Here is a 13,209-nt window from a genome sequence, read left to right as displayed (position 1 = left end):
GATTGACAAAAATACTGTTTTTAAAAGGATATATTGGAAATGAGCAATGCATCGCCTGCGGCTGACTTCGCTAAAACTCTTTCTTTTCTTCAAGACATACAGGAAAAACATAGTCTCCTCGATCTGGCGGCAGCAGTGCAAAATGCGGTGTCGGACCGCGGCATCGTCAATGTCGTCGCTGCCTTCGTTTCTCCGCCGCAAAGCACTCCGGAAGAGCAGATCTGCAATGTCCTTTTTACGAACTGGCCCGAGGCATGGATAGAGACATATGTCGAAAAGGGCTATGCCTCTGTCGACCCAGCGGTGAAGCGCGTCAAAAACCTTGAACCTATCTTCCTGTGGTCAGACTTCGTGCAGAAAGGGGAAATAACGGAGTCCGAGAAATATGTAATGGACCATGCGAAGGATCATCAGTTGAAGGACGGATGGTCGACATCATTGATGTCGCTTGACGGGCGGGTGGCTTGCTTTTCCTTTGCAGGGCAAAATATCGATTGCTCGCCTGATATACGCGGCATGCTGAATTTCGTTGCATCGCTTGCTTTTGCCCGAGCCATCGAAATCAAAAGCGGCAAGGTTCCGGCGCCGGCCGAGCTGACTGCGCGCGAGCAGGAGGTGCTGAAATGGCTTGGAGAAGGTAAGACCGATTGGGAAATCGGCATGATCCTCGGCCTCTCGGAAAAGACGATCGAGAAGCATATGCGCAATATCCGGATAAAGCTTAGCGCGGTGAACCGGCATCACGCCCTTGCCGAAGCATTTCGGCAAAAAATTATTACATAGCTGTCAAGTCGGGAAATCCCGTAGTCCCTTGCAATCTTCCCGCGAACATCTCAATATGACCGAAAGCGCACGCCAAGCGGAACGCGCTGTTGTAGCGCCATGTGTTTCATCAAATGGCACCGTAAATATTTAAACATACTACATAATTTATCATTAAATCGACCTCGACTTAAAAATTATGCAGTAGGAATCTGTTGGGAAGCGACAATGCCGGATTTTGTAAGAGAACGGGCGCCGCTTAAAGGCGATAGACGCGACGCCGAGAAAATGCAGAGTGACGTCCGAAAACTTATAAATAAAGCAAGGTCATCCGAGTATTATTTTTTGATATACATATTAGGGATGGCTTTGCAGGAGCTTGATAATATAGAAAAAGGATATCCTACATCTATCGCCCCATGACTTGATAAAAATATATTAAAAAATACAAATTATTGCCTCAAGCATTTCTGAAGGGAAGTCCGCTCTCAATTTTTCCTTGAAAGCCGTTTGACCTGTCCAGTCGCGGTGCAAAAGCCTCCACCACTTGTCGCATGCAGCCAATAATATGATGCCGGAGTTTAGGGTCGTCTATCCGTGCAAACAGCGCGTTGAGTTCCAATGCGTCCTTACTCGCCATCAGCGTCGCAAGTTGCAGGGTTTCCACAGTCGGCTCGGCGCTTTGCCCATCGGTGTTCTTGAAGAAGAAGGCAGGTGAAACACCGAGCACATCAGCCGCCGCCGCAAGAATGCCCGGCGTCATGCGATTTTTGCCTTTTTCATACTTTTGCACCTGCTGGAATGACACTGAAAGATGCTCCCCCAGCCTCTCCTGGCTCATCTTTCGAGATTTCCGCGCCAAACATAGCTGCGAACCCGCAAACATATCCGCTTCTTCTAGCGCTTTTCTTCTTTGAGGCCTTCTGACTAAGGTGTTGCTCATATATCGGAGCCTTTAAAAAGGAATTACTATATCGATTGGTAATGATTTCTTATAATCGTTTAAATTGAAAATGTGAAGTACTCGGTTGCGTTGGGTGTTGCCGTCAGGCGTTAGCCTTTCTCTGGCTGCCAGATTCATGATCGCCGGCTCGGATATTCCAAGAAGTAAGTAGAGATTTCTTTTAAAGGCTTGCCGCATGCCACGCCTTTTCATGTCCAGATAACGGAACGAAAAAAGGGCGGCCATAAGGCCACCCTTTCCAAATTCTGAACCAGATGGGTCAGAGTAACAAGGCTTTCGCCCTATTACATCATGCCGCCCATGCCGCCCATGCCGCCCATGTCAGGCATGCCGCCAGCCGAATCCTTCTTAGGAAGTTCAGCAATCATGGCTTCAGTGGTGATCAGCAGCGAAGCAACCGAAGCTGCGTTCTGCAGGGCTGTGCGAACAACCTTGACCGGGTCAACGATACCCATGGCAATCATGTCACCAAACTCGCCGGTCTGGGCATTGTAGCCGAAGTTGTCGTTGTCCTTGTCGAGGATCTTGCCAACGATGATCGAAGCTTCGTCACCAGCGTTGGTGGCGATCTGGCGAACCAGCGACTGCAGGGCGCGGCGAACGATGTTGATGCCGGCTTCCTGGTCGTCGTTTACACCCTTGACGGTGATCTTCGTGGAGGAGCGCAGCAGAGCTGTACCGCCGCCAGGAACGATACCTTCCTGAACAGCAGCGCGTGTTGCGTTCAGAGCGTCGTCGATGCGGTCCTTGCGTTCCTTGACTTCGATTTCCGTCGAGCCGCCAACGCGGATCACGGCAACGCCGCCAGCGAGCTTGGCAAGACGTTCCTGCAGCTTTTCGCGGTCGTAATCAGAGGTGGTTTCTTCGATCTGAGCCTTGATCTGGGCAACGCGGCCTTCGATGTCGGACTTCTGACCTGCGCCATCAACGATGGTGGTGTTTTCCTTGGTGATGGAAACCTTCTTGGCGCGGCCGAGCATGTCGAGCGTGACAGTTTCGAGCTTGATGCCGAGGTCTTCAGAGATCACGGTACCGCCAGACAGGATCGCGATGTCTTCCAGCATAGCCTTGCGGCGATCGCCGAAGCCAGGAGCCTTGACAGCAGCAATCTTCAGGCCGCCACGCAGCTTGTTGACGACGAGCGTTGCAAGAGCTTCACCTTCAACGTCTTCAGCGATGATGACGAGCGGCTTGCCGGTCTGAACGACAGCTTCCAGAACAGGCAGCATGGCCTGCAGGTTGGAGAGCTTCTTTTCGTGCAGCAGGATGTATGCGTCTTCCAGGTCAGCAACCATCTTTTCAGGGTTGGTGACGAAGTAAGGCGACAAGTAGCCGCGGTCGAACTGCATGCCTTCAACGACTTCGAGTTCGGTTTCAGCGGTCTTGGCTTCTTCGACGGTGATAACGCCTTCGTTGCCAACCTTCTGCATAGCTTCGGCAATGTCCTTGCCGACCTGTGCGTCGCCGTTTGCAGAGATCGTGCCGACCTGAGCAACTTCTTCCGAGGTGGAGATCTTCTTGGCCTTGGCCTGGAGATCCTTCACGACTTCAGCAACGGCGAGATCGATACCGCGCTTCAGGTCCATCGGGTTCATGCCGGCAGCAACAGCCTTGTTGCCTTCGCGCACGATAGCCTGGGCCAGAACGGTAGCCGTCGTGGTGCCGTCGCCGGCGATGTCGTTGGTCTTGGAAGCAACTTCCCGGACCATCTGTGCGCCCATGTTTTCGAACTTGTCTTCAAGTTCGATTTCCTTGGCAACGGAAACGCCGTCCTTGGTGATGCGCGGAGCGCCAAAGGACTTGTCGATGATGACGTTACGACCCTTGGGGCCCAGCGTAACCTTCACAGCGTCAGCGAGGATATCAACGCCGTGCAGCATCTTTTCGCGCGCAGTGCGGCCAAACTTGATTTCTTTAGCAGCCATTTTCAAACTCCCGGGCATCTAGCCCATTGGTGAATTGTCTAAAAGGAAGAAGGGGTATTCGGCTTAAATCAGCCGATAACGCCCATGATGTCGGCTTCCTTCATGATCAGCAGGTCAACGCCGTCGAGCTTAACCTCGGTGCCGGACCACTTGCCGAACAGAACGCGATCGCCGACCTTAACGTCGAGAGCAACGAGCGTGCCCTTGTCGTCGCGGGTGCCCGGGCCGACAGCGATGATTTCGCCTTCAGCTGGCTTTTCCTTGGCGGTGTCAGGAATGATGATCCCGCCCTTGGTCTTTTCTTCGGACTCGACGCGCTTGACTACAACGCGGTCGTGCAGGGGGCGGAAATTCGTGCTTGCCATCGTCTAATCCCTCGATCAAATGACATTCGCGGGCCGAAACGGCCCCGCATGGATATTGTTAGCACTCTGTCTGATCGAGTGCTAGCGGCATGGAGATAAGCACGGTCCTCGGCACTGTCAAGGATGGGCTCCGAAAATTATATGCGGCAAACGGACGACAGGCAGATGACGGAGCTCCCTGACACGGCAATAGGGCAAGACCATGCTCCCAATGTGCCGCTTGGCGAAATTTGCGCTGCTTTTTGGTCGATTGGCCTTCTCGGCTTCGGCGGCCCGGCGGCCCAGATCGGCCTAATGCATCGGATCATCGTTGATGAAAAGCGCTTGCTATCGGAGGCGCGGTTCCTGCATGCGCTGAACTATTGCATGCTGCTGCCCGGCCCGGAGGCCCAGCAATTGGCAACCTATATCGGCTGGCTCAATGGCGGCATTCGCGGCGGGCTGATCGCGGGCCTGCTGTTTGTACTGCCCGGGCTTGCCGTCATCCTCGGGCTTTCCTCTGTCTATGCCGCCTATCACGATATTTCCTGGGTTTCTGGTCTGTTTTTCGGGTTGAAGGCGGCGGTCCTCGCCATCGTGCTGCAGGCGCTGCTGCGCATTGGTCAGCGCGCGCTAAAAAGCGACTTCCACCGCCTGACAGCCCTAGTGGCTTTTTTCGGCCTCTTTTTTCTGGCGCTGCCTTTTCCGCTCGTTGTGCTCCTGGCGGCACTTGCCGGTCTTTTGCGAGCGTTGCGGCAACCGGGACCTGAGCAATCCATGCCGGCGAAACCGCCGTTGCCTGTCTTGCGGGTTCTGGTGTCGACAGTCGTGTGGATCTGCATTTGGCTCGCGCCGCTCGCGCTTCTCATGGCCTTCGACAGGTCCGGCCGGTTGACCGACGTCTTTCTGTTTTTCGTCCGTATGGCGCTCGTCACCTTCGGCGGTGCCTATGCCGTTCTCGCCTATGTCGCCCAGGTTGCCGTCGATCATTATCAATGGCTGCGTCCCGGCGAGATGGTCGATGGTCTGGCGCTGGCGGAGACCACGCCGGGGCCACTGGTTTTGGTTCTCTCTTTCGTTGGCTTCCTCGCGGGCTTTCGCGATCCCGGCAGCACGTGGCCAATGATTTCGGGTCTGACAGCCGCGTTTCTGACTGCCTGGGCGACGTTTGTGCCCAGCTTCCTGTTCATCTTCGCTGGCGCGCCGCTGATCGAGCGGCTGCGAGGCAACCGGCTGCTCGATGGCGCCCTTTCGGCCATCACAGCCGCAGTGGTCGGCGTAATCGGAAATCTCGCTCTTTGGTTCGGGCTGCATGTGCTGTTTGCGAAAGTGGAGCGGATCCCGTTCAGCAATCTATGGTCGGGCGATCGCGCTCCGGGTTTCTGGTGGCCACAACTTGATACGCTCGACATACCCGCACTGGTTCTGTTTGCCGCTTCTGCGCTGCTGTTGCTGCGCTTGAGGGTCGGTTTGGTCACAGTACTTGCGCTGACGGCTGCGGCTGGATTGCTGTGGCATCTGGCGATGCTCTGATCTGGCCTTGGAGGCGGTCAAAGCCCTCGAAGATTCCCGTAAATCCCTTGCAATTGCGCCCTAGCTTTGCCATGTCAGCGCCAGTTCTTTCAGCAGGCGACGGATTCCATGGCACAGCGCATCGATACGCTCAACGAGATCACACAGGGTTACGAGGTCATCCTGTCGGATGTCTGGGGCGTTTTGCACAATGGTGTCGATGCGTTTCCGGCGGCTGGAGAAGCCCTGTCGCAGGCCCGGGCCAACGGTGTTTCCGTTGTGCTGATCACCAATGCCTCGCGCCCATCCGAGCGTGTGAAAGTCATGCTCGACCAGATCGGCGTCCCGGAAACGGCCTATGATGCCATCGTTTCGTCAGGGGATGTGACCAGAAAGCTTATCGAACAAGGCCCGCGCCGCGGTTTTCTGATCGGCCAGAGCCAGGATCTTTCGTTATTTGAAGGGCTCAATGTCGAACTGGTTCCCGCGGAAGAGGCTGAAGTCATCATCTGCACGGGCTTGTTCAATGACGAAGAGGAGCAGCCGGAAGACTACCGCGCAATGCTGGAAGGCTTGAGCGCGCGTGGCCTTCCGATGATTGTTGCCAACCCTGATCTGATTGTGGAACGGGGGCATAAGCTGGTGCCTTGCGCTGGCGCATTGGCGGCGATCTACGTGGAGATGGGTGGTGAAACGCGTTACGCCGGCAAGCCACATAGCCCGATTTACGAAGCGGCTCTTGCGAAAGCACAGGAAATCCGGGGCGCCGAGATCGACCGCAGCCGGATCATTGCGGTCGGCGACGGCATGCCCACCGATGTGCGCGGTGCGCTGAGCTTCGGTCTTGACCTTCTCTATGTCAGCGGCGGTATACATGCTGGTGAATACACACAGAACGGCAAGACCGACGAGGCTATGCTGAACGCTTACCTGGAGCGGGAAGCGGCAGCGCCGAAGTGGTGGATGCCCCGGTTGGCCTAACCGGAAATAGGACCTAAAAGAGTCATGACCGTTTTTCACCGCAACGAGAAAAAGACGCCGCTGCCTGACAGTCTCAAGGGCGGGGTTGTTGCCATCGGTAATTTCGATGGCGTGCATCGCGGCCATCAGACGGTGCTGAACAGGGCGCTGGATCTTGCCCGCGAGCGCGGCGTACCGGCGCTGGTCCTGACGTTCGAGCCGCATCCGCGCGCTGTCTTCAATCCGGAAAATCCTGTCTTTCGCCTGACGGCTGCGCCCCTGAAAGCCCGTCTCCTGGAAGCGATGGGCTTTCAGTCGGTGATCGAATATCCGTTCGACCGCGAATTTTCGCAGCGTTCTGCCGATGATTTCGTCCGCACCGTGCTGGTGGAATGGCTGGGCGCAACCGAGGTTGTCACCGGTTTCGATTTTCATTTCGGCAAGGGGCGCGAAGGCGGACCGGCTTTTCTGATGGAAAAGGGCCAGCAATACGGCTTTGGCGTCACGCTGCTCGATGCCTTCAGGGATGAAAACGCCGGGGTCGTCTCATCGACCCGCATCCGTGGCTTGCTGGCCGAAGGTGCCGTTACCGAAGTGGCCGGCCTGCTCGGTTATCGCTTCACTGTTGCGTCCGAAGTGATCAAGGGCCAGCAACTCGGCCGTACTCTGGGCTTTCCCACCGCCAACATGGCGCTGGCGCCGGAAACGACCCTGCGCACCGGCATCTATGCTGTGCATCTGCACCGGGCCGATGGCAGCCTGCACCGAGGCGTTGCAAGCTTCGGCTACCGCCCGACGGTGACCGAAAACGGCGCCGCGCTGCTAGAGACCTACGTCTTCGATTTTGGCGGCGACCTCTATGGCGAAACCTGCTCAGTGTCCTTCTTCAGCCACTTGCGCGATGAGTGGAAGTTCGACGGCCTCGACCCGCTCGTCGCCCAGATCCGCCGTGACGAAGAAGAGGCTAGAGCCGTTCTGGCAGGCGTCACGCCGCTCGGCGAACTCGATCGCAAAATCGCGTTCTGACATCTCGGTGGCTGGCAGCGAGATAATGCGACTGGTCGACAGGATAAACGATCTGGTGCTCGACAAGTTGCGAGGCAATCGGCCATCGCCCCTAATGGATGGCGATGACATCGTTGTTGACGCCGAACGCTTGCCACTTCGCACGTCGCCGGAATCGTAGCCTATGACGCTGACATTCATGCCGGCACCGTTCCGGTGTTGACACTATCCTTTCCCGGCGGGCAGACAGTGGCTTTTAACCAGGAGGATGCGGCGTGGATGCCGGTTGTTGCCGCCCTCGATCGGCTGGCGCTAACCTCGAAACCCTCCGCCGAATGGCTTACTGCACTGATCGCGGGGCAGGGCAGGGACGGGGCGCTGGTCTTACGCGGGTAAGCCCCTGTTCCCGAACCGACTGTTAAGATTTGCCGGTTGCGACATAGCGGTGAATCGGAAATGATCGATAGAGCGGAGAGGCGCGCCATGCAGTTGCGTCCACGCCGGTTCGGGAGAGGGTTTCATGTCAAAACGTATTTGGACGGCAGCCTGCTGGCTGTTGGTCATACCTTATATCGGCCTGTTATGGGTGCCGTTCTATAATGTCCGGGAACCAGTTCTGTTCGGGTTTCCGTTCTTCTACTGGTATCAGTTGATGTGGGTGCCCCTGACATCGCTCCTGATCTTTATTGCCTACAGGAGCATGCGCCATGATGACTGATGTCGATCCGACAGCCTTTGCTGTCTTTGCCTTCTTTTTCGCGCTGGTCACGGTCATGGGCTTTGTCGCGGCGCGCTGGCGCAAGCCGGAAACGCTTGCTCATATCGACGAGTGGGGTCTGGGCGGGCGTAAGTTCGGCACCTGGATCACCTGGTTCCTGGTCGGTGGCGATTTCTATACCGCCTATACCATCATTGCCGTTCCCGCCCTGGTTTATGCCGTTGGCGCCTATGGCTTCTTCGCTCTGCCCTATACGATTATCGTTTATCCCTTCGTCTTCCTGGTCATGCCGGTTCTCTGGCGTCGCGCCAAGGAGCATGGTTATGTGACGGCCGGCGATGTCGTGCATGGCCAATACGGATCCCGCGCTTTGGAATTGGTGGTAGCGCTGACAGGCGTCATCGCCACCATGCCTTATATTGCCCTGCAGTTGGTCGGCATGGCGGCGGTGCTGAAGGCACTTGGCCTGCATGGTGAAGTGCCGCTGATGGTGTCATTCCTCATCCTCGCGCTTTATACCTATTCGGCCGGCCTGCGGGCGCCTGCGTTAATTGCCTTCGTCAAGGACATCATGATCTATATCGTAGTGCTCGTTGCGGTCGCCGCAATCCCGATGAAGCTCGGCGGCTATGCCAATGTGTTTGCCAGCGCGGATGCGGCCTTCCAGGCCAAGGGCTCCGGTGGTCTTGTGCTCGGCGGCAGCCAGTATGTGGCCTATGCGACCCTGGCGCTCGGCTCGGCGCTCGCGGCCTTCATGTATCCGCACACGCTGACCGGCATTTTCGCCTCCAATGGCGGCAATACGATCCGCAAGAATGCCGTGCTGTTGCCGGCCTACACGCTGCTGCTCGGCCTTCTCGCTCTGCTCGGCTACATGGCCCATGCCGCCGGGATCAAACCGGCGACGCCGAACGATGTGGTGCCGATGCTGTTCCAGACGCTGTTCCCCGCCTGGTTCGCAGGCTTTGCCTTTGCGGCGATCGCCATCGGCGCGCTGGTGCCAGCGGCTGTCATGAGCATTGGTGCCGCCAATCTCTTCACCCGCAATTTCTGGAAGGCCTATGTCAATCCTGATATCTCCAATGCTGGGGAAGCGCAGGTGGCAAAGCTCACCTCGCTGGTGGTGAAGGTTGGCGCACTGCTGGTCATCGTCTTCCTGCCCACCCAGTTTGCGCTCGACCTGCAGCTTCTCGGCGGCATCTGGATCCTGCAGACCCTTCCGGCCCTGATCTTCGGCCTGTTCTCCAACTGGTTCCGGGCTCCGGGGCTGTTGGCAGGCTGGATCGTCGGCTTTGTCGGTGGCACCTGGCTGGTGTGGCTGAACGGGTTGAAGCCGCTGCACACCATGAGCCTCGGCGGTGCGTCCTTCACGATCTATATCGGTATTCTGGCCCTTCTCGCCAATATCGCCGTGGCCGTGCTGGTCAATCTCGTCACGCCTGCCAAGGCTTCGGCGCGGGCTTGAGAAGCCGCTTGAAAGGTAGACAAGGCGGCTGCGTCCGCCTTGTCGTTTTGCTTTCGCTTTCCCTCTTCTCTTTCAAAGGGAAACCGCTTAAACAAACGCCATCATGAGAACAGTCCGGTCGACCATAGCCATCAGAATTTCTGGGCGAATTATTGGCCCGGCCTTCCGCGCGCGCTGAGAGCCGCAGGAGGGTCCGGGTTTTCGGCGCGCGTCCCATCGCGCGCTGTGTCACCGATTTTCTCTTTTTCCAGGTGCGCTCGCACCCCTTCAATGGCTAGATCATGACCGATACCGCTGACAAAAAAGACTATTCCGCAACGCTTGCGCTGCCGCAGACCGATTTTCCCATGCGCGCCGGATTGCCGCAGAAGGAACCTGAAATCGTCGAGCGCTGGCAGAAGATGGGGCTTTACAAGACGCTCCGCGCCTCCGCCGCCGGCCGCGAGAAATTCGTGCTGCACGACGGTCCTCCTTACGCTAATGGCACGATCCATATCGGCCATGCGCTCAACAAGATCCTGAAGGACGTCATCAACCGCTCCTTCCAGATGCGAGGCTTTGACGCCAACTACGTGCCTGGCTGGGATTGCCACGGTTTGCCGATCGAGTGGAAGATCGAGGAAAAGTACCGCGAAAAGGGCCAGGACAAGAACGAGGTCCCGATCAACGAATTCCGTAAGGAATGCCGTGAATTTGCGGCCGGCTGGATCAAGGTTCAGGCCGAAGACTTCAAGCGTCTCGGCATCGAAGGCGATTTCGACAATCCCTATACCACGATGAATTTCCACGCCGAGGCGCGGATCGCTGGCGAACTCTTGAAGATTGCAAAGAGCGGCCAGCTCTATCGCGGCTCCAAGCCCGTCATGTGGTCCGTGGTGGAACGCACGGCGCTGGCTGAGGCCGAGGTGGAATATGCCGAGGTCGAGAGCGACACGATCTGGGTGAAGTTTCCGGTGCGGCGAGCAATTCGGACTACCGGATTGGTCGGGGTGACAGCTGGCGATTCTGAAAATGTTGCTGCAGCGCAAGTAGAAAAAGCAAAGCTTGCGGACGAGCTTCTAGGAGCTTTTGTCGTCATCTGGACAACAACGCCATGGACTATCCCCGGCAATCGCGCGATCTCGTTTTCTTCAAAGATTGAGTACTCTCTTTACGAAGTCACGGCGTCGGCCAATGACTTTGGTCCGCAACCGGGCGAGAAACTGATCTTTGCCGATAAGCTAGCTGCCGATGCTTTTGCCAAAGCGAAGCTGGAATTCAAGCGCGTCCGGCAGGTAACTGCTGAGGAACTGGCTGCCATCACGTGCGCCCATCCGCTGGCCTCCCTCGGCTATGACTTCGCCGTCCCGCTTCTCGACGGTGACCACGTCACCGATGATGCGGGCACGGGCTTCGTCCACACCGCCCCGTCGCACGGCCGCGAAGACTTTGATGCCTGGATGGCCAATGCCCGTGAGCTGGAAGCGCGTGGCATTTCCACGAAGATCCCGTTCACGGTTGGCGATGATGGCTTCTACACCGAAGACGCGCCCGGTTTTGGCCCATCGGCCGAAGGCGGTGCGGCTCGCGTCATGGACGACAACGGCAAGAAGGGTGATGCCAACAAGCGGGTCATCGAGGCGCTGATCGCGGCTAACAACCTATTTGCCCGTGGCCGGATCAAGCACGAGTATCCGCATAGCTGGCGCTCGAAGAAGCCTGTCATTTTCCGCAATACGCCGCAATGGTTCGTCTATATGGACAAGGACCTCGGCGATGGCTCGACGCTGCGTTCGCGCGCGCTTGGTGCCATTGATGACACGCGCTTCGTGCCGGCCGGTGGCCAGAACCGTCTGCGGGCCATGATCGAGAATCGTCCGGATTGGGTACTGTCGCGTCAGCGCGCCTGGGGCGTTCCGATCGCCATCTTCGTTGATGAACAGGGCGAGATTCTTGTGGATGAGGCCGTGAATGCCCGCATCGTCGAGGCTTTCGAGGCCGAAGGTGCAGATGCCTGGTTTGCCGATGGCGCCAAGGAGCGCTTCCTGGAAGGGCGTAACGATCAGGATCGTTGGACCCAGGTGCGCGATATTCTCGACGTCTGGTTCGATTCGGGCTCGACCCATACCTTCACGCTGGAAGACCGCCCCGACCTGAAATGGCCGGCCGATGTCTATCTCGAAGGCTCGGATCAGCATCGTGGCTGGTTCCATTCGTCGCTGCTCGAAAGCTGCGCGACGCGCGGCCGTGCGCCCTATAACGCTGTCGTCACCCACGGGTTTACGATGGCGGAAGACGGCCGCAAGATGTCGAAATCGCTCGGCAACACAGTCGTGCCGCAGGACGTCATGGCGCAGTCGGGCGCCGATATCCTGCGTCTGTGGGTGATGAGCACCGATTACGGTGAAGACCAGCGCCTCGGCAAGACCATCCTGCAGACCAATATCGATGCCTATCGCAAGATCCGCAACACGATCCGCTGGATGCTCGGCACGCTCGCTCACGACCATGGCGACGACATTGCCTATGCAGAACTGCCGGAGCTGGAAAAGCTGATGCTGCATCGGCTGGCCGAGCTGGATGTGCTGGTGCGCGAAAGCTATGACGCTTTCGAGTTCAAGAAGATCACCCGCGCGTTGACCGACTTTGCCAATGTCGAGCTCTCGGCCTTCTATTTCGACATCCGCAAGGACGCGCTTTACTGCGATGCCCCGTCTTCGCCGCGTCGGCGTGCGGCGCTGTTCGTGATCCGCAAGCTGTTCGATTGCCTGGTTCTCTGGCTGGCACCGATGCTGCCGTTTACGACGGAAGAAGCTTGGTTGTCGCGCAACCCGCAGGTAGAATCGGTGCATCTGGAACAGTTCCCGTCCATCCCGACGGAGTGGCTAAATGCTGCTGTTGAGACCAAATGGGTCAAGATCCGCAAGCTGCGCAGTGTCGTGACCGGCGCACTGGAAGTGGAGCGCAAGGACAAGCGGATCGGCTCCTCGCTGGAAGCTGCACCCGTCGTGCATGTTGCCGATGCCGAACTTCTGGCTGCACTCGATGGTCAGGATTTTGCGGAAATCTGCATCACGTCGGGCATCTCTTTGGTCGCAGACGGGGGCCCTGAAGATGCCTTCCGGCTGCCCGAAGTGGCTGGCGTCTCGGTTGAGCCCAAGCTTGCCGAAGGTCGCAAATGCGCACGCTCCTGGCGCATCACCTCTGATGTCGGCTCCGATCCAGACTATCCCGATGTCTCGGCCCGCGATGCGGCAGCGCTGCGTGAATTGGGCGTTGCCTGACCATGACGATTTACCGGATGATTTGCGCTTTCGCTTGTCATCCGGTAAAGCCTGCCTGAAATTGGCCGGAATTTTCTTCCAGGCGGAAGTAGGCGGCTAAGACTATTCTATACGGCGCCGCTATGGTCTATTTGATGTTCCCTTGCGCTTGCTGTATAAGGCGCGCGGGAGGTTCCGATCTGAAGCCATGATGCGACGTCGATGCTGTTGTTCTGATGCCGACATGATGTCGATGCGATGACGGGACGGCGCAGTGCACGGAACTTTGGATCCGGAATATGAAAAAGGCTG

Annotated in this window: 10 protein-coding genes; 7 read left to right on the top strand and 3 right to left on the bottom strand. The window is 57.4% G+C overall.

The features are described from left to right. Positions 1-39 precede the first annotated feature (39 nt). Positions 40-783, top strand: coding sequence for an autoinducer binding domain-containing protein (locus BJF91_RS07770; protein WP_083943226.1), 744 nt, complete (start codon positions 40-42; stop codon positions 781-783). Between the two features lie 439 nt (positions 784-1,222). Here the strand turns inward: BJF91_RS07770 and BJF91_RS07760 are convergent, their stop codons facing one another. The 3 genes from BJF91_RS07760 to groES all read right to left on the bottom strand — a co-directional run bounded on the left by BJF91_RS07760 (position 1,223) and on the right by groES (position 4,016). After that, on the bottom strand, positions 1,223-1,705 hold the full coding sequence (locus BJF91_RS07760) for a helix-turn-helix domain-containing protein (RefSeq protein WP_075613935.1): 483 nt from the start codon (positions 1,703-1,705) through the stop codon (positions 1,223-1,225). Positions 1,706-2,010: 305 nt separating this feature from the next. Beyond that, positions 2,011-3,651, bottom strand: coding sequence for a chaperonin GroEL (gene groL, locus BJF91_RS07750; RefSeq protein ID WP_075613933.1), 1,641 nt, complete (start codon positions 3,649-3,651; stop codon positions 2,011-2,013). A 68-nt stretch (positions 3,652-3,719) separates the two neighbouring features. Continuing rightward, the gene (groES, locus tag BJF91_RS07745; RefSeq protein WP_075613932.1) at positions 3,720-4,016 is read right to left on the bottom strand and encodes a co-chaperone GroES; all 297 of its coding nucleotides are present in this window, start codon (positions 4,014-4,016) and stop codon (positions 3,720-3,722) included. A 165-nt stretch (positions 4,017-4,181) separates the two neighbouring features. On the opposite strand from groES, the gene chrA reads away from it, so the two are divergent. The 6 genes from chrA (at position 4,182) to ileS (ending at position 12,918) form a co-directional block, all read left to right on the top strand. Beyond that, positions 4,182-5,528: a chromate efflux transporter gene (chrA, locus tag BJF91_RS07740; protein WP_075614514.1), complete on the top strand. Its 1,347-nt coding sequence runs from the start codon at positions 4,182-4,184 to the stop codon at positions 5,526-5,528. A 108-nt stretch (positions 5,529-5,636) separates the two neighbouring features. Next, positions 5,637-6,488: a TIGR01459 family HAD-type hydrolase gene (locus BJF91_RS07735; protein WP_075613931.1), complete on the top strand. Its 852-nt coding sequence runs from the start codon at positions 5,637-5,639 to the stop codon at positions 6,486-6,488. 24 nt (positions 6,489-6,512) lie between these two features. After that, a complete protein-coding gene (locus BJF91_RS07730; protein WP_075613930.1) occupies positions 6,513-7,493 on the top strand; it encodes a bifunctional riboflavin kinase/FAD synthetase in 981 nt (326 codons plus the stop codon). A gap of 499 nt (positions 7,494-7,992) precedes the next feature. Beyond that, positions 7,993-8,190: a DUF3311 domain-containing protein gene (locus BJF91_RS07725; protein ID WP_075613929.1), complete on the top strand. Its 198-nt coding sequence runs from the start codon at positions 7,993-7,995 to the stop codon at positions 8,188-8,190. Beyond that, complete coding sequence (mctP, locus tag BJF91_RS07720; protein WP_075613928.1) at positions 8,180-9,655, top strand: monocarboxylate uptake permease MctP; 1,476 nt, start codon at positions 8,180-8,182, stop codon at positions 9,653-9,655. Before BJF91_RS07725 ends, mctP begins: the two co-directional genes overlap by 11 nt. A gap of 281 nt (positions 9,656-9,936) precedes the next feature. Beyond that, positions 9,937-12,918, top strand: a complete 2,982-nt coding sequence (ileS, locus tag BJF91_RS07715; RefSeq protein ID WP_075613927.1) for an isoleucine--tRNA ligase — start codon at positions 9,937-9,939, stop codon at positions 12,916-12,918. Positions 12,919-13,209: the final 291 nt, after the last annotated feature.

The organism is Gillisella taibaishanensis, from assembly GCF_001938985.1.
GTDB classification, from domain to species: domain Bacteria; phylum Pseudomonadota; class Alphaproteobacteria; order Rhizobiales; family Rhizobiaceae; genus Allorhizobium; species Allorhizobium taibaishanense.
The sequence above is the reverse complement of the archived record's forward strand: the minus strand, read 5'-3'. Positions and strand labels throughout refer to the sequence as shown.

What these genes read in the sequence shown, in the direction of transcription:
- BJF91_RS07770 (WP_083943226.1), top strand. Translation starts at nt 40, where the DNA reads ATGAGCAATGCATCGCCTGCGGCTGACTTCGCTAAAACTCTTTCTTTT.
- BJF91_RS07760 (WP_075613935.1), bottom strand. Translation starts at nt 1,705, where the DNA reads ATGAGCAACACCTTAGTCAGAAGGCCTCAAAGAAGAAAAGCGCTAGAA.
- groL (WP_075613933.1), bottom strand. Translation starts at nt 3,651, where the DNA reads ATGGCTGCTAAAGAAATCAAGTTTGGCCGCACTGCGCGCGAAAAGATG.
- groES (WP_075613932.1), bottom strand. Translation starts at nt 4,016, where the DNA reads ATGGCAAGCACGAATTTCCGCCCCCTGCACGACCGCGTTGTAGTCAAG.
- chrA (WP_075614514.1), top strand. Translation starts at nt 4,182, where the DNA reads ATGACGGAGCTCCCTGACACGGCAATAGGGCAAGACCATGCTCCCAAT.
- BJF91_RS07735 (WP_075613931.1), top strand. Translation starts at nt 5,637, where the DNA reads ATGGCACAGCGCATCGATACGCTCAACGAGATCACACAGGGTTACGAG.
- BJF91_RS07730 (WP_075613930.1), top strand. Translation starts at nt 6,513, where the DNA reads ATGACCGTTTTTCACCGCAACGAGAAAAAGACGCCGCTGCCTGACAGT.
- BJF91_RS07725 (WP_075613929.1), top strand. Translation starts at nt 7,993, where the DNA reads ATGTCAAAACGTATTTGGACGGCAGCCTGCTGGCTGTTGGTCATACCT.
- mctP (WP_075613928.1), top strand. Translation starts at nt 8,180, where the DNA reads ATGATGACTGATGTCGATCCGACAGCCTTTGCTGTCTTTGCCTTCTTT.
- ileS (WP_075613927.1), top strand. Translation starts at nt 9,937, where the DNA reads ATGACCGATACCGCTGACAAAAAAGACTATTCCGCAACGCTTGCGCTG.